Genomic DNA, 21,142 nt, shown 5'->3' with positions numbered 1-21,142 from the left:
AGGTTTTAAAGGTAACAGCTGAGAAATTATATTTTTCACTTCCTAAACGTGATCCTAGCTACATAAAGTGTGACTCAGAGCCTCCGCTTCACGCAGATAACTTTCATCGCCCCAAAGCTGATGAGCAAGTAAATACCACAGCATCGCCATCATTTGGCTTCTTGGTAACCATGCTTCAACACCGTCAAGCCACGGCTGAACATCATGGATGCCTCGCAGCTGGCAGTACTTCTCAACCGCTTCTGTGACTGGCACGCCAGCAACCGCAATGGTTAATGTTAAATCGAGCCTAGGGTCTGCGAGCGCAGCGTATTCCCAATCAATAATCTTAATGCCGTCACTGTTTCTCACTAGGTTATAACCACCTAAGTCAAAATGGCACAAAGACAGGTCAACATTGGTAATACTCGGAGCCACGCGCCACTCTTGATAAATCTGCGTGCAGGCTTCGGTCTTATGAATCGCATCAAGCTGCAGCCAGTAATGGTCGACTCGCGCCGTGAAACTGAATGGTTGCAGTGGTAATCGCGCAGTATTAACCAGATGAACAGAGATCAGCGTTTTCAAAAGGTCATCGAGTTCTAGATCTTCGTAAAGTGTCTCACCCGCAATCCACTCAACCAGTAACCCCTGCTCATTCACTACCATTGGGCTTGGTCCGATACCGAGTCGCTCAATGGCAGACAGCACTTGGTACTCTTCATGACGAGAGATGAAGAACGCTTTGGTGATAGGTGTGGTTGGCCGCCAAACATACGCAGTACCATCGGCATCAACCAACTTCCAACATCGATTGGTCAAACCGCCGGTTAATGTCTGAGCTCTAACTGGAGGCTCAGAAAAGTAACCGTCAAGCGAACTCAAACTGGTATCAAGAAGCTTAGCCTCAGACCAAGAAAAAATTGCCATATTTACTCCCTATAAACGTCTTAACTGCCCTATAAACGCCTTCATTCCCTACAAAAAAGACACTGACCAAAAGCCAGTGTCTCTTCATAAACAGCGCATCATGCACTGCATTGGCGTGTGACCAAGCTATACGCTGTCAAAACTGGCCGCGTATAGTTGGCAAGTAAGCGAAATTAAAGGCCTAGTAGACTCTTAGATTGTTGCTTACGGATTTCAGTCTCGTCAGCCCATTCAATCAAGCCAGACTCAAGATCCATTAGACGCATCGTCATTTTGTAGTATACGTCTTCATCGCTACCCGCTTTCTTAACGATGCTTGATAGGTTGCCGTACAGCATGTACTGAGCACCAACCATTTTACCAAATTGAATCGCTGAACTTTGGTTTACAAGCTCATCGTTGTTTTGGAAGTTCAATTGGTCACGAACAGACTCTACACGGTCCATATCAACGAAACGGAACTTACCGGAGTTCAGCATCTTAGTACTGATAGTGTCAGTGATTGACTCAGTATCGATGTGCTCACTTGTTTTGTTCTTGATTCGCTCTACAAACACGATTGGACGCTGTTCACGAGTAATGTAAGACACAGAACCAGACGCCATCATGCTATCGACCATTTCACCCGCAATCGTTTGAAGGTCAGTTGAACCGAAATCGATTGTCGTGGTTTCTACTGCTTGTGCATCACCGTAGCTTACCTTGTTTGAACAACCGCCTAAAATAACCGCTAAACCTAATAGCGCAATGACACTCTTTTTCATTTTGTTTCCTCAACTTATCACTGAGCGGGGTTACCCACACTCTTAAATTCTTGTATTTACGAATCATGAGACCCGTTTAATCTAACTTACTGCTCTCGGAACTGGACTCTGAACTGAGTCGCTTTCGGGTTTACCGACACTTCCGACAACGAAATACTTTCAAAACCACGAACAATCGCTTGCTTCCAAGGGCCTTGTTTGAGGTTGACCTCAAGCCCGGCATCGTCGTACCAGTAAAAACGATAAAGGATATGTTGATCGCCTTTATAGTTACTGTTTAAACGAACGATTCCTCGCGTATGACCGTCGACTAGATCGGTGCGAATATCTTCAACCTGTAAGCGGCTGCCCAATACCTTGTCACCAAAGAAAACGTTCTGAGTCAGACTATCGACCCTTACGCCAGCTGTATTATCAGCACAACCAGCCAGAGCCATAACCGCTGCTAAGCTCACTAACCACTTTTTCATTACAGCCTCCCTAGCTGTTTATGCCACATTGTTGCGTTGTTTCCTTGTCGAGAAATCCACACCAAGGTGGTCTGCCCTTCTCGAATATCAAAGTCGTACGTTTTAGCGCCCGCTTCCAACGTATATTGACCGCTATTTGCTACAAACGTGCTGCTTTTAATCTCTGCAGGTAATGATTGCCAACTGCGAGTGTCTGGTTGCTCTGTCAGTGTGTTCCACACGTTGAACAGAATATTACCGACATCATCGCCTTTGGTTGCTTCTTTACGAATGCGATCTTTCGCGACGACACGTAACGCTTGGCGAATAACAATGCTTGTCATACGTTCAGATAGATCGTTCTGCGCCATCGCGTTTACATCAGTGATCAAATGTTCTTGTAGCGGCTGTCCGCTGATTCGCAAGGCAGAAAAACGCTCTACGTTTTGACTTGGGTAATATGGCAGCGCAAGAGAGTATATTGCCCCCTGATCGCGACTGTCATAAACAGGCAAATCCAGTCGCCAACTGTCCATAGCTTGCACAGCGCTCTGCTCTTGAAGAACAATCACTCGCCCTTCACCTGCACTAAGTTTAGAAGATTGCTTATAGCGTTTTTCTAATGTTGCTAAATCTTGTCGCATCCCTAAACGAGCGGCTGTTGCCATGGTTCTATCGATGATTTCTTGGTTATCTGGCATCACAGCCAAAGCACGACGATAGTCAACGTAGGCGCTGTTTAAATCATTTGACGCTTCATAAAGCAGACCAGACAAGAACATCAGATACGCATTCTGTACTGACTGCAGTTTCTTACCCGCATTGGGGTAATTGGCAAGGATGCTACCCACATTGGCAGACAAGCCTTGCTTCTTCGCATCGCTGGCTGCTTTGTCTAACTCAGCCTCGCGTTGCTTCTTCGCTTGTTCTTGAACTTGGTTGGCGCGACGCATTTCGATCACCGCACCTTCTAAATCGTTTTTCTTGAGGTAATTTAAACCGAGATACAGATGAAGAAAGCCCAACTCGTAATCGGCTGGCACATACTCGGTAATATTGTCATTCACAGCCAACGCACCCACACTGGTTGCACTGTCTGAGATTGAGATCACGGCTTTGCGTTGCTGCTCAGTAACCGCCTGATCAGCCACTTCAAACGAAGCCTTACTCTCAGGGTATTTTTGATCCAGCAGATTAATTCTGCCTCTTTCAAAGTTATCAAGGATGTCGCCTGCCGCGTAATCTGGTAGCTCTTGCTGAGCCTCTGAATAATCTCCAGATTTAACGGCTTGGTAGATCGCTTTGTTTTGTGCGCTGTAATGACTGAACAGGCTTCCTGCAGACATACTCGCACAACCTACGGTCAACGCCGATAACAGGGCAATGGAAGCGAATCTAAACTGTTGCTTCACTTATCGTCTCCGTGCATGTTTAAAATGCCTACTTTATTAGGGTCTGCTGACCTTTAATGGTCTCATTATCAAAACGAAACGCGTTGTAAAAAGGATCTCAAGCCAGTTGAAACCCTACTGATTTAGCCTCTGCCTAGGCGATGCCGATGTTCAGACAACAGATAGAACTTAAAGTTGGCATACAAACTACAAATTTTCCAACTAACTACTTGTGTTAACCCACTAATGAGCGCGTTTAAACTAGCTCATTAACTCGTTAGCTTTTCATTAGCTCATTAACTTTTTATTAGCTCATTAATAGGGGGCCAAGTGGACGGCCGCCAACCAAGTGCATGTGAATATGATAAACCTCTTGGCCACCGTGAGAGTTACAGTTCACGATAAGACGATAGCCATCTTCTGCAATGCCCTCTTCTTTTGCTAACTTGCGAGCAACAGTAAACATGCGCCCCATCATCGCTTCATCTTGGACTTCAACATCGTTAGTTGTCGGAATCAGCTTGTTTGGGATGATTAGGATATGGCTTGGCGCGCGAGGGTTAATATCGCGAAATGCGGTTACTAAATCGTCTTGGTATAGTAGATCTGCTGGGATTTCTTTGTTGATGATCTTAGTAAAAATGGTTTCTTCAGCCATGTTTCTCTCCGATAAAACATTTATTTTTTAATGCTTTGAGTATGCGCTATGCCGCATCAAACCACAATAAATCTGCTTTAAAGCATAATAAAAAACACCGTTCAAATCAAAGAAAACGAGCCTTAGCTCTCAAGAATGGCATGTTGGTTATAACTGAGCGCTATTTTTGACGTGTGCGTCATAAAATGCGTAAGCCGAGCTCAATAGAATGCTGATAATTTTGTTAGTTTTACTTTGACCTGACATTAGGTCTGCATTTTTATTTAGGGAGAAAGCCATGAAGGGATCTGTGATCAAGCGTATGTACGCTGGTTTCGCACTGATCATCATCATGTTCGCAGTCACGATAACCATCATGATGAACAGCATGAATCAGATACACAGCAATTTTGAGAGTGTCTCAGAAACCTCATTACCACTTGTCGCGCTTTCAAATCAAACGAGTGTTCAATTGCTTTCTGCTGATAAGTCATTCAAAGATTTCTTAACCACACAAAACGCTGAACGCATGTCTGCAATGCGTACAGAATTTGCTGCATCACAAAACTCGTTTTCAGAAGTTCTCGGTAGTTTAGAAGCGGCAAGCCAAAACAATGCTTCACTTGTTGAACGTATCGCGCAATTAAGAGCAATGGAAGAACGCTACTTCGCCGAAGCTGACGAAGCGATGAACAACTACGTCGCGATGTTCGAAGCACAAGAACAAGTACAAAAAGCGTCTCGTGACTTCCAACGCTTACATTCAGAATTAACCGTTGGTATGAAAGAGTACGTTGCCGACCAAAAAAGCATCTCTGTAAAAGTGATGGCAAAGAGCTACTTCATCAAACTGCAAGACGCAGAAGTTATTACCTCTGATGCACTTGCTAGCTCTGATGTTGCCTTCGTTCAAAAAGCCCTTAACCAAAACAAAAAGGCCGTTACTCATCTTAACTACGCTTATCGAGGTCTATCAACACAACTACCAGCACTTAAAAATGTCTTCGATGAGTCGGTTCAGAAGTTCACCAAAGACGTTGGTCAGAAAGGTGGCGTACTAGACAAACACAACAACTACCTACAAGCCAAACAAGCGTTGTACGTGAACATCGCTAACCTAGCTCTAGAAGTTGACCAAGCGATGGCTGTTTTGGACTCATTCAACGTGACCGCTGAAGAGCAACTTAACTCATCACTCGCTGACGCAAGCAGCATCTACGACAAAGGCCTATTCAACGCGATTGCCATTGGCATTGTTGTGACTGTGTTCGCTGCTGCGATTGGTTACCACATTGCACACAGCGTACGAGAGCCATTAACTCGCATCCTCGGTACATTAGAAGGTCTAACTGAAGGTGATATGACTCAGCGTATCGATATTCGCTACGACAACGAATTCAGCCGCGTGAGCCGTCACATCAACACCTTGGCTGACAACCTGCACAATATCCTTGTGAAGTTGAATGATGCTTCAGATGACTTAACTAAGACTGCAAGCGTCAACCAGAAGACGTCATCTGAAACGCAGGCTCAATTGAACAGCCAACGTGAGCAAACCGCGACTGTTGCGACCGCAATGACAGAGATGTCTCATTCTGTACAAGAAGTGGCAAACAGCGCGCAAAGCTCACTCACCATGGTTCAACAAGTAGAATCGGCTTCTGAGTCTGGTCGTCAGATCATGAACACCAACATCAGCACCATTAATCAGCTTGAAGTTCGCCTTACTGAATCAGTGGGCGCTGTAGGCGAGCTACAACAGATGAGTAGCCAGATTGGTTCAATCCTTGACGTTATTCGTGGTATTGCTGAACAGACCAACCTACTTGCACTTAATGCGGCAATCGAAGCAGCGCGTGCAGGTGAACAAGGTCGTGGTTTTGCAGTCGTTGCCGATGAAGTACGAGTGCTAGCACAGAAGACCACTCAATCAACCTCTGAAATCGAGACTATGATCAGCAATCTGCAATCAAGCTCGAAAACTGCAAGTAACGTAATTGAAAGCTGTATGAGCGATATGGACATGTCGGTTCAACAAGCTTCAAGTGCAAACAGTGCGATGGAAGAGATCCAAGCCTTGATTCTAGAGATCAGCCACATGAGTACACACATCTCTCAAGCAGCCGCTGAGCAGAGTGAAACGTCTGGTGATATTGCACGCAACATCGAAGACATCAACCACATCGCAGATAAGAGTTACCAAGCGATGTCTTCAATTGCGGAGGCAAGCCAAAACCTAACAATTTTGGCGAATCAGCAAGGTGATTTAGTACATCAATTCAAACTATAGATAAATGAAGAATCGATAGATATTTAGTGAGATTGTTGAGACTTCTTACCCAATAGTGGTGACTAATTGAGCTAGGGCAACTTTTATCAAGGGTTGCCCTTGTTTTTTATGAGCTTTGTCATTATATGATTATTAAGGCTTGCTGCTTCCCGTTTTTTCTTTCACCTTTATGAGCGAGCCGCTATTAAGGAATTTATATGGCTGTTCATGTTGGCATTATCGATCAAGACCCCATTCGCTTGCTCACCCCATTACTTGATAACCGAACGGTCAGCACTCACATCGTGTTTATCGGTGACAAAAATCAAGTCAGTATGTACAAACGTTTAGACAGCGTTTTGCACAAGCGCGACATTACGAGTGAGTTTTTCGAAATTCCGACCATCGTAAATACATCTGTCATTAAAGAATCTATCCAAACCCTTGCCGAAGACCTCAAAGCACGCGGTCAAGAAGTGAAGCTCAACGCAAGTTGTGGCCTCCGTCACCGCCTACTTTCTGTGTACGAAGTATTCCGTACTTACCACTGGCCAATCTTCGTGGTTGAACCAAATAGCGACAAGCTTTGCTGGTTGTACCCTAATGGTAAAGAAGACGCACAAGTTCAAGACCGCATCACTATCGACGACTACCTAACTGTGTTCGGTGCTCGCGGTGAATTCAGCGATGTTCAGCTGTCTCCGCAACTGGATCAGAAACTTTATGAACTGGGTGAACGTTGGGCAAGTAACGCACTCGAACTAGGCCCTGGCCTTGCGACATTGAACTACCTAGCAACGACCTGCCGTAAAGAACAAAAACTTGATGTAGGCCTATCTGAGAAGCAACAAGGCTATCGCGAGCTCAACATGCTGTTGAGCGATTTGGTTGAAGCTAAAATTGCGACTTACGACAATGGTATTTTGACCTTTGCCAACGAAGACGCGCGCCGCTTCTCAAACGGTGAATGGCTTGAAACATTGGTTCACAGCACAGTTAAGCAGATCCAAGATGACATGCCGACCATTCAAGACCGTTCTTTGAATGTTCAGGTATACCGTCAACTGGGTGAACGTGAGGTTCGTAACGAGCTTGATGTTGCCTCTGTGGTGAACAATAAGCTGCACATCATCGAATGTAAGACCAAAGGCATGCGTGATGATGGTGATGACACCTTGTACAAACTGGAATCGCTTAGAGACCTGCTAGGTGGCCTACAAGCACGTGCAATGTTAGTGAGCTTCCGCCCTCTTCGCCATAACGACATCACACGAGCTGAAGATCTTGGCCTTGCATTGATTGGCCCTGACGAATTGAAAGATCTTAAAACACACCTAACGGCATGGTTTACAGCTGCGGGTGGCAGTGAAGATCTAGAGTACTAAAAACCAATAAGCTCATGAGAGCTCAATGCTCTTAAGCAGATTGTTAAAAAGGCGAATGACGATTAAGTCACTCGCCTTTTTTGTTGTCTGTTTTCTCTATTGATTACTTTCAGACGGCACAAAAAAATGGCCGCATCATACGATGCGGCCATTTTCAAAATTTAATGTCACTTGAAGACTTAATGCTCTCTAAAACTCAGAGCACTTTAAGACTTAAAGCATTTTACGAGCGGCTTCTACAACCACTTTGATTGAACGTGCTTCTGTTACTTTTAGAGTGTCGTGATCAGGCGTCTCTTTTTGAGTACGGTTGATGATTACACCAGCAACACAACCTGCTTTCAGACCAGAACTTGCACACATAGTTAGCAGTGTTGCAGATTCCATCTCGAAGTTTAGAACGCCCATGTCTTGCCATTCTTGCATAGAGCCTTGGAAGCGCTTAACAACGCGACCAGAGAACGTGTCGTAACGCTCTTGACCTGGGTAGAACGTATCGCTTGATGCCGTTACGCCCATGTGAACTGTTGCACCTGATTCATCAACTGCCGCTTTCATTGCTGTTGCAACTTCAAAGTCAGCCACTGCTGGGAACTCCATAGGAGCAAAGTGTAGGCTAGCGCCGTCTAGACGAACAGAACCTGTAGAAACAATCATGTCACCCACGTTTACGTGAGGTTGGATAGCACCAGTCGTACCAACACGTAGGAAAGTGCGAACACCAAGTTGAGCAAGCTCTTCAACTGCGATAGAAGTCGATGGACCACCAATACCTGTTGAACATACAACAACTGGTTTGCCGTCTAGCTCTGCGCGGTAAAGCGTGTATTCACGGTGACTAGCAAGGAATACTGGGTTCTCCATCTCTTCTGCAATTTTTTGCACACGAGCAGGATCACCAGGGATGATCGCAAGAGTAGCACCGTTAAGATCTGCTTCAGTAACACCTAAGTGGAAAACAGCTTGAGACATAGTTCGCTCCTTTTGGCTTATTGGGCTTTTTACCCTTATTTAAGCTCATAGTAAATTCGTGGGGTACGAACACACTCTAACCAAGCTCATTACAAAATGAAGTGACACATGTCACATGAATGATCGCAACAATAATTCAAGTTTCACAAAAAACCGATTGGCATCACAAAAATAAGCAATCCGCACGCCTATGTTGCATACTAATGAGACAAAAAGCGCCTTTAACGTATTACCGCTAAAGGCGCTTTTATATTAAGAATGCTCTATGTCGGTGAGCTCGATTTAGTCCGCTTTAGATTTAAATCGAAGCAGACGCAATGCGTTCAATGTCACCAATGCAGTTGCACCACTATCCGCTAAAACTGCCACCCACAAACCGGTAATACCTAACAAGCTTGTCACCAAGAATACGACCTTCAAACCAAGCGCAAGGGCTACGTTTTGACGGATGTTGTTCATGGTCGCTTGCGACAGTTCAATCATCGCTGGCAGCTCAGTTAAACGGTTATGAGTCAGTGCTGAATCCGCCGTTTCCAAAGCGACATCCGTACCACCACCCATTGCGATGCCGACATTCGCCGTTTTCATTGCTGGTGCATCATTAATGCCATCACCGACCATCGCCACGTGCGACTGTTGAGATAACTCCTCAACGTAAGATACCTTGTCGCTTGGCAATAGGCTTGCCTTGTACTGCATACCAATCTTGCTACTGATCGCTGCTGCACTGCGCGGATTATCGCCGGTCAACATGATAGATTGAATACCTAATTCATTAAGTCGTTCAATCGCAAGCTTAGCGTCACTGCGTAACGTATCTTGCCAAGCAATCAGACCAATCACCGTCGTAGCTTGCTCTGTTGATTCTTCTTGATCTTTAACCTCAAGAGCAACCACAACCGTCTTGCCCTCACCTTCTAATGCTTCTACCTGAGAAACCACATCGGCACCAAGTTCGAACGTGACTTTAGACGGTGACAGAACCTGATACTTAACACCATCAACATCCCCTTCAACACCACTACCAATCAACGCTTTCTTGTTGTGTGATTCAGGAATCTCAATATTCAGGTCTTTTACTTTAGCGACAAGTGACTGCGCCAACGGGTGAGTAGAGCCAACTTCAATCGCCCCAACCACACGCAGCATCGCGTCTTGTTGCCACCCCGATAGAGGTTGAATATCCGTAACCTGAGGCTTACCTTCGGTCAGTGTGCCTGTCTTATCGAAGGCGATGGTTTGGATTTTACCAAGCTGCTCTAGCGCTGCGCCGCCTTTAATGAGCGCACCACGTTTCGCTGCTGCTGCTAAGCCAGAGGTAATCGCTGCAGGAGTCGAGATAACCAAGGCACACGGACAAGCAATCAACAATAGCGCTAGGCCACGGTAAACCCATGTTTCCCATGGCTGCACAAACAACAATGGTGGTGTGATGATGACCAACAGAGCCACTACCATCATTAACGGTGTGTACCAACGGCTGAACTTATCGAGGAATCGCTCTAGTGGTGCTTTACGAGACTCTGCTTCTTCAATCAGATGAAGAATGCGATCGATCGCGTTCTCACCCTGTTTTGAAGTGATGGTGATACGAACCACTTTATCGACCACCACAGCGCCAGCCATGATGCTATTGCCTTCGATGTGTTCAACAGGAACAGATTCACCGGTTAACGCACTTTCATCAAAGCTTGCCGCGTCTGTAATCAATTGGCCGTCAGCAGGTAAACGAGAGCCCGCGGCCACTTCAATCACATCACCTGGAACCAGTTCACTGACTGCTACTTCTACACGCTCGCCGTTGATGATCTTAGTCGAGTTTTCTGGTACCAATGCCATTAGCGCTTGAACGCCACTTCTTGCTCTTGATGAAGCAAACGCTTCTAAGCGCTCACCAATCAAGAACAACAATAGAACCATCGCTGCTTCCGCAGTTTCGCCAAGGTACAAAGCACCCAGCGCGGCAACACTCATTAAGGTTTCAATAGCAAACGGTGTACCTGAACGCGCCAGCTGAACCGCTTTCTTCGCCACCGGATATAAACCAAGCAGACAAGTTACCGTAAACAAGCCTTCACTTAATTGAGGTGAGGTGATTTTTACAAGCGCCGCAAACAGCATTGCCGCTGCAATCGCGATAATCTGTAAATTAGGTTGGATATAAGCTTGCCAAAAAGTCTCAGGTTGTTGTTTTTCTTTCTTTGAACCGACTTCCGTAAGAGGGAAACCCGTTTTGATAGAGACCTGTTCAATGGTGTCAGCAAGGCTTTCATTATCGAATTTCACAACCAGCTTTTCGGTAGCAAAGAGAACCTTCGCTTGAATAACACCGTCAATATTGCTGATCGCGTTTTCTATTTTTCTTGCACAAGCTGGGCAGTCCATTCCGGCAACCAGCCAACTTTTCGAAAATTTGGCATCGAGAGATAAAGTTGAGGACTGACTGTCTTCTTCTCCACTATCCGACGAACTACAACAATCATCTCCAGACGATGACGAAGCAGCAGAAGAGCTACAACAACCAGATGAAGTACCTGCTGCTGTGATGCTTGAAATTTTAGGGCTAGAGCAACTTGCTCCTGCCGCTTGAGGTTGAACGTCCACTTTTGCTGAGCGGCACGCTGCATGTTTTGCGCACATAATGTATCTCCTTAATACTCAAAAGCCTTGAGGTTGTTGCTAACTTACGAGCAACAGAACCTTAAGTTCATCAAAAGTATAAACCTTGGAGGCTACTCCAAGGTCAAGAAGAAGTTTTCAAGAAAACAAAAATATTATGCCAGCGCCGATGGCTTACTGAGATTTAAGCTCCGCACACTCTTCACGGTTAGCGGATACATCATCAATAAGAACCGCATCGTGTGAACAGAATGGCTGAGTGTTCAAGCTGACAATCGACACATCATCTTCCACTGGATCAACTTGAGATCCTTGCATCAGTTCAGCGATATGATGTCGAAGCACCAAGATACCTAAAATTCCGAACAAAACATTACCCAAAGCTTGACCATAGAGAACACCCAAAGCGCCATACCATTGCGAACCTAGATATACGAACGGCAGAGTACCTAACGTCGCTTTACCCAAATTCAATGCTGTCGAGTAAAGCGGTTTACCTAGGTTGTTGAAAGACGTGTTGGCAACAAATAGTGCACCGTTAAAGGTGAAGGTTAACGCCACATAGGTACAGAAAGCCGCCACAATGATTGCTGCATCACCTTGTAAGCTAAAGCCTTGAATGACATAACCTTGAACGAAGTACAACAGAATACAAACAGCGATGGTGTATGCCGTAGTAACCAGTAATGAGTTATTGAGTGTTTCTTTTACTCGGTCCATGCGTTCAGCACCAAAGTTCTGACCAATGATTGGCCCCACAGCGCCAGACAAGGCAAAGATAACCGCAAAACAAACTGGCGTCAGACGACCTATCACGGCAAAGCCCGCGACAAAATCCTCACCATATTGTGCGATACCCGTTGTTACAATCGCATTACCGATAGGCGTTGCGGTATTGGTGATAATCGCAGGCAGCGCAATCGCCAATATTGGTCGAATATTAATGCGCCATTGCACAAAAGAAGGCGGAGCTACCAGCTGATGGCTGCGAATAAGAGGATAAAGCGAAAAGAATAGCACCGAGAAACGAGCGACAACCGAAGCGATAGCCGCCCCTTCGATGTTCCAACCAAAACCAAAAATAAACAGAGGATCGAGAATCGCGTTAACAATGCCGCCAGACAAAGTTGCCCACATCGAACGCTTAGCATCACCTGCCGCTCTTAAGCCCGCACCCGCTGCCATCGCTAACGCCAAAAATGGACCACTAGGTAGCAAAATCTGTAGGTAAGCTTGAGCGCGTTCGGCTGCAATGCCTTTGGCGCCTATCGCGGCTAGCAGCTCTGGAATATAAGCGAACATGATTGCAGTTATGGTTGAACTGATAACAAACGCAGTCAGCATGATACTGGTGCTTAGGTTTCGAGCGTGCTCTTGATTCTTAGAGCCGATGGCTTTGGACACTAATGCGCCCATGGCAATGGAAGTACCGATAGAAACGGAGGTAGAAAAGAAAGTCAGCGTACCTGCAAAGCCTACCGCAGCAGCCAATTCAACCTGTCCGAGCATACTGATAAACAGCATGTCGAGCAGATCGACCACAAATAACGCCATCAAACCGACAGAGCCAGCCCCCGACATCACCAATATGTGGCGCATCGTTGAACCTTCAACAAACTTTGCCGTTTGATTTGACATGAAACCTCCAAAAGTTGGAATACCCAAGAGCTAAAGCCTAATCAGCTGTTCAACTGGCTAGGGATCCAAAAAGAAAGGATCGACCAAGAAAAGCGCTATACAGAAAAAAGGCGCTAGTGCGCCTTTTTTCAATTGAGAGTATTGAGAAAAATAATCGTTCTTAACACGCTACTATACCTGATGTTTGAAGCATTCTTCCAAGTTCTTGCCAATTGCTCTCAAAACATCAGTTCTGGTGATAATACCCACCAGTTTTCGATTATCGATCACAGGGTATGCTTTAGGTTTTCCAACCTGCATCATGTCCGCCAATTCAATAATGGATAAGTCAGGTGACACCGACAGCACTTCTTGGTACATACAGTCACCCACAAGGTGTGTGTCTTGGCAGAAGTAACTGACCTTCACAAGTTTCTCGAGTAAATCCTGCTCTGAAAGGAAGCCAATCACTTGTTCGTTATCATCGATTACGGGCCCACCCATATGGTGGCTACGCATCACTTTGTCTAACGCTAGACTTAACGGCATATCAGGAGTAAATGTCACAACCTGCTGCGTCATGTAATCTTTCACTTTAATAGAATGCATTGCGTTCTCCCTAAATACTTTGCGTCATATATTTTCTATCTTGTTAAGTTAATTGTTGTCTAAAATCTTGATTTTACTAAATGGATTTCAACAATTTTATTGATAGGCAAAACCTAACAAGACAAAAAAGTGAGACAAACAAAGGGTTGAGCACGTTTTCGAACGCCAGAAAAAAGAAAAAAAAGAGCCCTTACAAAGCCTTACTTTCCCTTGATTAACCTTACTTAGCCGAGCTAGCCTGCGTAAATAAACCCTGTAATCTTCACCTCACTAATAATTAGAAATCCCGTTTTAGGAAGTTTATGCAACACGACAACAACATGTACGCGTATATTTACGCAGGTAACGACGGCACAGAAAACACACTCATCGCCACTATCGATAATCAAGAAAAACCGCTGATATCAAGCTGCGTTGATGAGATAAAACGCATGTCATGCTTAGCCATTGATTTAGCAGCAAAACACGACCTAAAAGTGAAGCTGGTGAAATATCAAAGAGAACAAGAGATCGACTTCGGCCTATTCGTTAAATAGTGAATCCGACACTGATTTGGTTAATCTCTAACTGGCAGCCATAGTAGCATTAGCAAGCGCAATAGCCGTGAATGGCTGCCGAATTCGACCTGACAAGCCTAACGGGTAAAGGCTATAATGATCAGACGGCGCCCTTGCCGATTTTCATTGTCCAAATACGGTTTACTATGTCTTCCCAAACCCCACCTAAAACGTATCTAACGAATTCCTTATCTAAGTTAAAAAGCTACTTTAGTGAGTTATTGGATTTCCAATCACGCATTTGGGTGGTTCATATCTTTGAAGACTCTATTACCGATCAGTCGTTTGTGATTAATGAAGATGGCTTTAAAGAACCGCTAGAGTGGATGAAAAAACGTGATTACCAAGCGAGAATGCTTGATCGTGTTGATAAGATGAAAATCTCACAGGTGATTGAGATTCAGTTCGAAGACAAAATGCATCGCTTGATGCGAGTGAAGTAGCTTTATTGTTTGGGCGTTCACGAAAAGCCCTTGCTAGAAATCAAGTATAAAAAGGCCAGCGCTCGCTGACCTTCTCTCATTGATTACAAACCACCATCTAACGCGCACAATACTCATGCCACAGGCGCACCGCTTTCTGGTATGCCTCAGTTTTATCGTGCGTTTCTGCAAAGAGAATGGCTGTCATGCTGTCGACAACGGTATTCGCCATTAGCGCCATATCTTCAGCCGATGTGCCAAGTACACATTGACTAGGAAGTGGCAGCTCTAGGTTCATCATCTCTTCCCAGTAGAACGATTCGACTTTGTCAGGAGAGCTCATCCATACCGTTTGGCTAACTTTAGGATTATATTCCGACTCACCGTTCATCCCTTTGAATGAAATCACCGAGTGGGATTTATTTCCGATAACATGCTCAACTTCCGCATGAAGTTGTGGAAAGCCAGGATGGAAACTGCCACGCAGACCTAAACGGCCACCACCAGGATTCAATGCTCGAACTACCGTGTTAATTGGCGTTCTCAAACCGTAGCGGTGTTTCCAACCAATCATGGTTTGTGCTTCGGGCGCAAAGTTAGCTAGCGGTAAATAAGCAATGCCGTCTTGTTCAAGAATCGACTTAGCATGTTCAGGGCTCTCAGCACTTTGCACACCGACATCTTGCAAATGGCTTTCAACGTGCGTCCTACCGCTCGGCTTATCCATATAGCCATGCATTAACACTTTATAGCCATTGTCAGCTAAGATTTTTGCCGCCAACAAGTTCCAAGGCTTGCCACTGGCGTTATCGTTACGCTTACCTGCATAACACGGCCAATCAATATCAGCGCCTAAATCTGGCACTCGAGATTGAAACGCTTTTACAAAGCCAGCGATCTCTTCATTGGTTTCATTCTGCACACGAATCAACATCAGTAGCATTGCCATTTGGTCGTCACCGACTTCTCCGCTTAAATACTCATCCATGATGCGGTAGGCTTGTTCGAACGATAAAGGCTTACGCCCTCTTTCTCCTCGTCCAACTGTACGAATACACTCTAAAATACTACTCATTGATTGTTTATTCTCTTCCGTTGATATCAATAAAATTCGAATACACTTTCGATTCTATGATACCCACCGTGCATTGCAAAGCGATTCAGTTGCTCTCGACCGAATTACCAATACGCAGATTGGTGTTCTAAAAGTAAACTTACTGGTGTAAAATTAGCGTATGTAATGCTAACCGCGACATATTGAGTAGTATCCCGATGACTGTAAAAAAAACGCTGAGCCAAAGAAAACGTGAATCGATCGTTGCCGCTGCTATCGCAGAGTTTACTGAGCATGGCTACAAGGCCACCAGCATGGATAAAATATCGAGTCGCGCAGAAGTATCAAAGCGTACCGTATACAATCACTTTGCCAGCAAAGAACTGCTTTTAGATGAGATTCTAGACAGCATTTGGAGCAAAACTCTGGCCGCAACGCATTTCCCATATCAAGCAGAACTGCCACTTGAAGAACAGCTTTCCTCGATAGCCAATCAAGAGCTTGAGTTACTTGAGTCTGAAGGCTTCATCGACCTGTCACGCGTTTTGTTCTCAGAGTATTTCCATAACGCAGAACTGGCGCATCAAGCGATGGAAAAATATTCCCAAGCAGAAAGTGGACTTACAACCTGGATTAAAGCCGCGTTGGCAGACGGTCGTTTAGTAGAACTAGACCCACAATTCGCCTCCACGCAGTTCATTGGTCTGCTTAAGTCTTTTGCGTTTTGGCCGCAAATCATTGGTCATGTGCCGTCACCGGATGCTGCGCACAAACAAGTGATCATTACTTCAAGTGTCGAGATGTTCCTTAAACAATATCAGGCGTGATTTTGGTGGTTGATGAGAATTCAACCACAATAAAACCATCACTAGTATCTGCTGTTATTTTCCCTATACTGCAACCCACTTTCGTCATTACGACTCAGTAAAACTTCAACTTTAGGTAACCCTATGATTACTTTCACCACCAACTTTGGCGATATCGAGATTGAACTGAACCTTGAAAAAGCGCCAGTAACGTCGAAAAACTTCCTTAAATACTGCCAAGACGGTTTCTACGAAGGCACGACATTTCACCGTGTTATTGAAGGTTTCATGATTCAAGGTGGTGGTCACACTATCGACATGACAGAAAAACCAACTCGTGCCCCAATCGTCAACGAAGCAAACCGTGGCTTGAAGAATGTGATTGGTTCTGTGGCAATGGCTCGGACTGATGCACCACATTCTGCAACGGCGCAGTTCTTCATCAACCTTGATGACAACGATTTCCTAGATCACACCTCAACAACCAATGCTGGCTGGGGTTACGCGGTATTCGGTAAGGTTTCAGCAGGTATGGATGTGGTAAACAAAATTGCGAAAGCACCAACAACCATTCGCTGGGGACACGAAGATGTGCCTTGCGAAGATATTGTGATTACAAAAGTCACTATTCGCGACTAATTCATTCACGTCCTTTCCCGCCCCTAGTGCATTCGAATTGATGGCATAAAGAAAAGAAGGCTGTGCGATAGGACTATGGTGGTAAGGGTTCGACTTTACCACCTGTATTCAAAGCTCGTTGTTAGAATAGTTACCAGCGAGAACGATAAGTACGGTGACACCCTTTGCACGTCTTATTCGCAGAATTTAACCCTTGCTCTGCACTCGACAAGTCTTGTTCAACACTCGCCTGATAAAGCTCAGAAAAGCACTTGAAGAACAACCCACACTCGGCCTTGCGCCGAGTGTTTTATTTTCGTCTCGACGATTTGATATAGCAAAATAGTGAAGCAATGATCACCGCCCCACCGAGCAACTTCTGCATCTCTACACTTTCGCCAAGCACACTCACACTTAACAGCAGCGTCCACACAGGCTCAAGAATCATGATCAATGCCGCCACTTCCATGTTCACGGAGTGCTGACCGACCGTTTGCAGCAAGTAACGAATAGACGTTGCGATCACCGCAGAGACAATAAACCAGAAGACTAAGGTTTTGGTGATTTCGAACTCCGGCTGAGCAGTCAGAGAAGCAAAGGCTAAACCACTCACACCCACTACAAACAGCTGCACACAAATTGATGCGATAGGCTTGATATTGGTAATCACACGCTTGTTCATCACAAAGTGAACAGACAACAACATCGATGCTAACAAGAAGTAAACCTGACTCTGCTCAACATGCCAGCCGTTGCCCAAAGTCAGCAGTAGCATGCCGATAATCGCGATAGGGAAAGACATCCAAAACGCACGATTAGGCTTAACTCGAAAAAAAATCCAAGACACAAACGGTGCAATGATCATGGCTAAGCTCATGATGAATGCCCCTTCCGACAAGCTTTCTGTCACCGATACTGCAAACACCCATACCTGCAATGAAGCAGACAGCAGCAAACCCACTCCGCAAAGAGAAAGAACCTGCTTAAGCGAAAGCTTACGAATGTGATGAATACAAAACGGTAGAAGAATCAAACTCGCGACGAGGAATCGCACACCAATGAACACTGGCCCCGGCATTTCTAATACCACCAGCTTAGATGCAATCCATCCAATCCCAGCTAACAGGGTAGCAAATAGGAGGTAAAGCTCTCCGCGCATCGCTTTCATCATTTTACTTGGTCCAATAACAAAAAAAGCAACCCGACTCTGCAAGGTTGCTTTTTATAAACATTCAACAGGATCAAGATACTATCTCAATACTCTGCTTCAGGCAGCTGTTTTTAGCCTGCGTATTCTGGGTAATCCGTTAAACCTTTTTCAGCACCACCGAACAATGTGTTTGGATCGTGCGCTGCAAGTGGGTAACCATTTTGAATACGAGCTGGTAAATCTGGGTTCGCAACGAATGGACGACCAAAACCAACCATGTCAGTTACGCCTTCAGTAACGGCTTTTTCGCCACGCTCGCTATCGTATTTACCCGCATAAATAAGGACACCCTCGTAGGCTTCACGAACTGCTGCTTTAAATGCTTTTGGCGTTTCAGGTGCATCGTCCCAGTCAACTTCTGCAATGTGTAGGTAAACAATTTTGTATAGGTTAAGTAGTGCTGCCGCCGCTGTGTAAGTCTCTACTGGTGTAGCGTCAACCGTACCATTCAACGATGTGAACGGAGCAAGGCGTACACCAACACGGTCAGCACCAATCGCTTCAACCATAGCTTCAACCACTTCGCCTAGGAAACGTAAACGGTTTTCAATTGAACCACCGTATTCGTCAGTGCGGTTGTTTGCTTCAGAATCGATGAATTGGTTGATTAAGTAACCATTCGCTGCGTGAAGTTCGATACCATCAAAGCCTGCTTCAACCGCATTCAAAGCCGCTTGGCGATACTGTTCAACCACCTCTTTGATGTCTTGTTTCGTCATTTCACGAGGTTCAACCACATCAACAAAGCCCGGTTCATCAGTACCGTTATCGATGAATACCTTTACGTTTTGTGCTTTAAGTGCAGAAGACGAGATTGGCTGTTCACCACCAATGTTGTCTGGGTGTGTTACACGGCCTACATGCCAAAGTTGAGCGAAGATAACGCCCTCTTTTTCATGTACGGCATCAGTCACTTTTTTCCAACCAGCGATCTGCTCATCAGAATAGATACCCGGAGTCCAAGCATAGCCTTGACCCATAGGTGAAATTTGTGTGCCTTCAGCAATAATCAAACCTGCAGAAGCACGCTGAGCGTAGTAAGCCGCCATCATATCGTTTGCTGAATTACCAGGTTGCGTTGCGCGAGAACGCGTCATCGGTGGCATAACAATACGGTTTTTAAGCTCGATATTACCAAGTTGAATTGGTTGAAATAGTGCGTTTGTCATTGTTATATCCTCGATTAACCTAGTTGAATCAGTTCGATTTGGTAGCCGTCTGGGTCAGTAATAAAAGCGATATGAGTTGAGCCGCCTTTCACTGGACCCGCTTCGCGAGTGACGTTGCCACCTAGCGACTTGATTTTGTCACATGCTGCGTAAATATCTTCTACACCCAATGCCAGATGACCAAACGCGCTGCCCATCTCGTACTCATTCGTATCCCAGTTGTACGTTAGCTCGATAGTCGTGCCGCCTTGCTCGTAGCCAACAAAAACCAATGTGTAGCGGTAGTCTTTGTTTTCATGGCGTTCAAGTTCCTTCATTCCCAATACCTTGGTATAGAACTCGATAGACTTGTCTAAATCAGTAACTCGGATCATTGTGTGTAGGAATTTCATATTTCGCCCTTGATACTTTAATCTCAGCCTCGTTCAGAAGCTAAGTAATGTTCGTTTAGGTTGACCTTGAGGCCACCTACTTCTCTGTTGCTAGGTATATTACTGAACACACACAAATCAGTGAAATTATTAAATATTCTCATTTTAATAATTTTTTGTTATTAACATATTGTCTAGTACCAACTAAGCGACACAAAAAAGGGAAGCCAATACTCCCCTTAGATTTAGACTCTCAATTAAAATCGCAACCGCCTATCTTTAAGCGCCTTCGACATTGAATCTGATGTATTGATGACTTGTTCTCTGAACCATTTATGAGCGGGGTCGCTGTTCTGCTTCTTCAACCAAATCAGGTAATGAGATATCGGCTGATATTCAAAGGGCGGCTTGAACAGCTGCAAACTTAACTTTTCTTGGAACTGCACGGCCATAGATAAAGGCACGACAGTGATGTAATCGGATTGGCTACACAGCAAAATATTACTGAACAGCGAGCGCCCGTGAAACACGATTTTACGCTGGGACAGATCCAAAGAAGTGTAGTGATTCAAACTGCGAACTTTACGTCGTGTTCTGTCTAATACAGCATGCTTTTCACTTAGGAACTGAGCTTCGCTGATTTCACCTTGAATCCGTGGATGATCAGCTCGACACACGATCACAAACTCGCCTTCATAAAGTGTTTCACTGACGATACTTGGGTGTTCAGGCACCACAATATCGATCATCGCATCGAACTCTTGAGTCAAAAGATCTTCATAAATGCGCTCATCACTGTCTGGTTGATCAAAGACTTCCAGCGACAAGTTTTGATTAGGAAGCGCCGCGAAACTATTGAGAAGTACCCACTGTAAGTGCTCAGGTGCAGAAATAACAAACTTACGCTCAGAGGATTGCTCATCAAAATTAGCCATCGACTGAAACACGCCATTGAGTTCATTGATCGGCGCTTTAATTTGTTCATACAAGCTTTGCGCATAAGACGTAGGCGCAACACCTCTTCCTTTGCGAACAAAAAGCTCTTGGCCAATCTCTTTCTTTAGACGAGTTAACGCGGTGCTGATGGTCGATTGATTGGTACTGAGTTGATCCGCAGCTTTACTCAAACTGCCCTGCTCCATCACCGCTGAAAACACAGCCAATAAGTTAAAATTCGGAATGTCATTACTCATGATTCAGTGCTCATTTGGCGATAGATTTAATTATCTTATCGTAAAAGCGATAGAATGAAACAACGGATGCTCATTGAGAAAACAAAACTGAGAAGGAAGCATCATATGGTAAATAGCAAAA

Annotated in this window: 20 protein-coding genes and 1 pseudogene; 6 read left to right on the top strand and 15 right to left on the bottom strand. The window is 45.0% G+C overall.

All coding sequences use genetic code 11. The annotated features are described in order from the left end of the window. Nucleotides 1-54 precede the first annotated feature (54 nt). From AB4307_RS20960 to hinT, 5 genes are all read right to left on the bottom strand, one after another. Nucleotides 55-909, bottom strand: coding sequence for a phosphotransferase (locus tag AB4307_RS20960; protein WP_086970395.1), 855 nt, complete (start codon nt 907-909; stop codon nt 55-57). Nucleotides 910-1,082: 173 nt separating this feature from the next. Then, nucleotides 1,083-1,673, bottom strand: coding sequence for a penicillin-binding protein activator LpoB (lpoB, locus tag AB4307_RS20955; RefSeq protein ID WP_017060223.1), 591 nt, complete (start codon nt 1,671-1,673; stop codon nt 1,083-1,085). An 86-nt stretch (nt 1,674-1,759) separates the two neighbouring features. Further along, a complete protein-coding gene (locus AB4307_RS20950; RefSeq protein WP_017060222.1) occupies nt 1,760-2,143 on the bottom strand; it encodes a YcfL family putative periplasmic lipoprotein in 384 nt (127 codons plus the stop codon). Then, a complete protein-coding gene (locus AB4307_RS20945) occupies nt 2,143-3,534 on the bottom strand; it encodes a COG3014 family protein (RefSeq protein ID WP_372133354.1) in 1,392 nt (463 codons plus the stop codon). The genes AB4307_RS20950 and AB4307_RS20945 overlap by 1 nt, the downstream gene beginning before the upstream one ends. A 286-nt stretch (nt 3,535-3,820) precedes the next feature. Further along, nucleotides 3,821-4,171 carry a purine nucleoside phosphoramidase gene (hinT, locus tag AB4307_RS20940; RefSeq protein ID WP_017060220.1) on the bottom strand — a complete coding sequence of 117 codons (351 nt, stop codon included), beginning with the start codon at nt 4,169-4,171 and terminating at the stop codon, nt 3,821-3,823. A gap of 277 nt (nt 4,172-4,448) precedes the next feature. Between hinT and AB4307_RS20935 the strand changes: the two genes are divergently transcribed. Together AB4307_RS20935 and AB4307_RS20930 are read left to right on the top strand one after the other, a co-directional pair. Next, a complete protein-coding gene (locus AB4307_RS20935) occupies nt 4,449-6,440 on the top strand; it encodes a methyl-accepting chemotaxis protein (protein ID WP_017068093.1) in 1,992 nt (663 codons plus the stop codon). 197 nt (nt 6,441-6,637) lie between these two features. Next, entirely contained in the window at nt 6,638-7,804 is a 1,167-nt protein-coding gene (locus AB4307_RS20930; RefSeq protein WP_017065293.1) for a DUF1887 family protein, read from the top strand. Nucleotides 7,805-8,017: 213 nt separating this feature from the next. On the opposite strand, the gene udp is transcribed toward AB4307_RS20930, so the two are convergent. From udp to AB4307_RS20910, 4 genes are all read right to left on the bottom strand, one after another. Next, entirely contained in the window at nt 8,018-8,776 is a 759-nt protein-coding gene (gene udp, locus AB4307_RS20925) for a uridine phosphorylase (protein ID WP_017065292.1), read from the bottom strand. 282 nt (nt 8,777-9,058) lie between these two features. Continuing rightward, nucleotides 9,059-11,416, bottom strand: coding sequence for a zinc/cadmium/mercury/lead-transporting ATPase (locus AB4307_RS20920; protein ID WP_372133352.1), 2,358 nt, complete (start codon nt 11,414-11,416; stop codon nt 9,059-9,061). Nucleotides 11,417-11,569: 153 nt separating this feature from the next. Then, entirely contained in the window at nt 11,570-13,033 is a 1,464-nt protein-coding gene (locus AB4307_RS20915) for an MATE family efflux transporter (protein WP_017065289.1), read from the bottom strand. Nucleotides 13,034-13,204: 171 nt separating this feature from the next. After that, nucleotides 13,205-13,621 (bottom strand): CBS domain-containing protein, encoded by a 417-nt coding sequence (locus AB4307_RS20910; protein WP_017060213.1) that lies wholly within the window; start codon nt 13,619-13,621, stop codon nt 13,205-13,207. A gap of 302 nt (nt 13,622-13,923) precedes the next feature. On the opposite strand from AB4307_RS20910, the gene AB4307_RS20905 reads away from it, so the two are divergent. Together AB4307_RS20905 and AB4307_RS20900 are read left to right on the top strand one after the other, a co-directional pair. Next, nucleotides 13,924-14,157 carry a hypothetical protein gene (locus AB4307_RS20905; RefSeq protein WP_017060212.1) on the top strand — a complete coding sequence of 78 codons (234 nt, stop codon included), beginning with the start codon at nt 13,924-13,926 and terminating at the stop codon, nt 14,155-14,157. A gap of 167 nt (nt 14,158-14,324) precedes the next feature. Continuing rightward, on the top strand, nt 14,325-14,621 hold the full coding sequence (locus AB4307_RS20900) for a hypothetical protein (RefSeq protein WP_029235295.1): 297 nt from the start codon (nt 14,325-14,327) through the stop codon (nt 14,619-14,621). Between the two features lie 97 nt (nt 14,622-14,718). Here AB4307_RS20900 and AB4307_RS20895 read toward each other — a convergent pair whose 3' ends face one another. Further along, entirely contained in the window at nt 14,719-15,705 is a 987-nt protein-coding gene (locus AB4307_RS20895; protein WP_081324522.1) for a glycosyl transferase family protein, read from the bottom strand. Between the two features lie 167 nt (nt 15,706-15,872). On the opposite strand from AB4307_RS20895, the gene AB4307_RS20890 reads away from it, so the two are divergent. Together AB4307_RS20890 and AB4307_RS20885 are read left to right on the top strand one after the other, a co-directional pair. Beyond that, nucleotides 15,873-16,481, top strand: coding sequence for a TetR/AcrR family transcriptional regulator (locus AB4307_RS20890; RefSeq protein ID WP_017065287.1), 609 nt, complete (start codon nt 15,873-15,875; stop codon nt 16,479-16,481). A gap of 123 nt (nt 16,482-16,604) precedes the next feature. Then, nucleotides 16,605-17,099, top strand: a complete 495-nt coding sequence (locus AB4307_RS20885) for a peptidylprolyl isomerase (RefSeq protein ID WP_017060208.1) — start codon at nt 16,605-16,607, stop codon at nt 17,097-17,099. Between the two features lie 130 nt (nt 17,100-17,229). On the opposite strand, the pseudogene AB4307_RS20880 reads toward AB4307_RS20885, so the two are convergent. From AB4307_RS20880 to AB4307_RS20860, 5 genes and pseudogenes are all read right to left on the bottom strand, one after another. After that, nucleotides 17,230-17,346: pseudogene (locus AB4307_RS20880) on the bottom strand (cytochrome c); the annotation flags it as partial. Between the two features lie 42 nt (nt 17,347-17,388). Further along, nucleotides 17,389-18,249 (bottom strand): DMT family transporter, encoded by an 861-nt coding sequence (locus AB4307_RS20875; protein WP_372133350.1) that lies wholly within the window; start codon nt 18,247-18,249, stop codon nt 17,389-17,391. A gap of 110 nt (nt 18,250-18,359) precedes the next feature. Next, nucleotides 18,360-19,457 carry an alkene reductase gene (locus AB4307_RS20870; RefSeq protein ID WP_372133348.1) on the bottom strand — a complete coding sequence of 366 codons (1,098 nt, stop codon included), beginning with the start codon at nt 19,455-19,457 and terminating at the stop codon, nt 18,360-18,362. A 14-nt stretch (nt 19,458-19,471) separates the two neighbouring features. Beyond that, a complete protein-coding gene (gloA, locus tag AB4307_RS20865; RefSeq protein WP_017084654.1) occupies nt 19,472-19,849 on the bottom strand; it encodes a lactoylglutathione lyase in 378 nt (125 codons plus the stop codon). A 236-nt stretch (nt 19,850-20,085) separates the two neighbouring features. Beyond that, the gene (locus AB4307_RS20860; RefSeq protein ID WP_017070445.1) at nt 20,086-21,021 is read right to left on the bottom strand and encodes a LysR family transcriptional regulator; all 936 of its coding nucleotides are present in this window, start codon (nt 21,019-21,021) and stop codon (nt 20,086-20,088) included. Nucleotides 21,022-21,142 lie beyond the last annotated feature (121 nt).

Origin of the sequence: Vibrio sp. 10N.261.52.C2 (assembly GCF_041471425.1) — a bacterium.
Lineage (GTDB): Bacteria > Pseudomonadota > Gammaproteobacteria > Enterobacterales > Vibrionaceae > Vibrio > Vibrio crassostreae_C.
This window is presented reverse-complemented; position numbering and strand designations above follow the sequence as displayed.

Coding starts and splice junctions, on each gene's coding strand:
- AB4307_RS20960 (WP_086970395.1), bottom strand. CDS start 909: ATGGCAATTTTTTCTTGGTCTGAGGCTAAGCTTCTTGATACCAGTTTG.
- lpoB (WP_017060223.1), bottom strand. CDS start 1,673: ATGAAAAAGAGTGTCATTGCGCTATTAGGTTTAGCGGTTATTTTAGGC.
- AB4307_RS20950 (WP_017060222.1), bottom strand. CDS start 2,143: ATGAAAAAGTGGTTAGTGAGCTTAGCAGCGGTTATGGCTCTGGCTGGT.
- hinT (WP_017060220.1), bottom strand. CDS start 4,171: ATGGCTGAAGAAACCATTTTTACTAAGATCATCAACAAAGAAATCCCA.
- AB4307_RS20935 (WP_017068093.1), top strand. CDS start 4,449: ATGAAGGGATCTGTGATCAAGCGTATGTACGCTGGTTTCGCACTGATC.
- AB4307_RS20930 (WP_017065293.1), top strand. CDS start 6,638: ATGGCTGTTCATGTTGGCATTATCGATCAAGACCCCATTCGCTTGCTC.
- udp (WP_017065292.1), bottom strand. CDS start 8,776: ATGTCTCAAGCTGTTTTCCACTTAGGTGTTACTGAAGCAGATCTTAAC.
- AB4307_RS20920 (WP_372133352.1), bottom strand. CDS start 11,416: ATGTGCGCAAAACATGCAGCGTGCCGCTCAGCAAAAGTGGACGTTCAA.
- AB4307_RS20915 (WP_017065289.1), bottom strand. CDS start 13,033: ATGTCAAATCAAACGGCAAAGTTTGTTGAAGGTTCAACGATGCGCCAC.
- AB4307_RS20910 (WP_017060213.1), bottom strand. CDS start 13,621: ATGCATTCTATTAAAGTGAAAGATTACATGACGCAGCAGGTTGTGACA.
- AB4307_RS20905 (WP_017060212.1), top strand. CDS start 13,924: ATGCAACACGACAACAACATGTACGCGTATATTTACGCAGGTAACGAC.
- AB4307_RS20900 (WP_029235295.1), top strand. CDS start 14,325: ATGTCTTCCCAAACCCCACCTAAAACGTATCTAACGAATTCCTTATCT.
- AB4307_RS20890 (WP_017065287.1), top strand. CDS start 15,873: ATGACTGTAAAAAAAACGCTGAGCCAAAGAAAACGTGAATCGATCGTT.
- AB4307_RS20885 (WP_017060208.1), top strand. CDS start 16,605: ATGATTACTTTCACCACCAACTTTGGCGATATCGAGATTGAACTGAAC.
- AB4307_RS20875 (WP_372133350.1), bottom strand. CDS start 18,249: ATGATGAAAGCGATGCGCGGAGAGCTTTACCTCCTATTTGCTACCCTG.
- AB4307_RS20870 (WP_372133348.1), bottom strand. CDS start 19,457: ATGACAAACGCACTATTTCAACCAATTCAACTTGGTAATATCGAGCTT.
- gloA (WP_017084654.1), bottom strand. CDS start 19,849: ATGAAATTCCTACACACAATGATCCGAGTTACTGATTTAGACAAGTCT.
- AB4307_RS20860 (WP_017070445.1), bottom strand. CDS start 21,021: ATGAGTAATGACATTCCGAATTTTAACTTATTGGCTGTGTTTTCAGCG.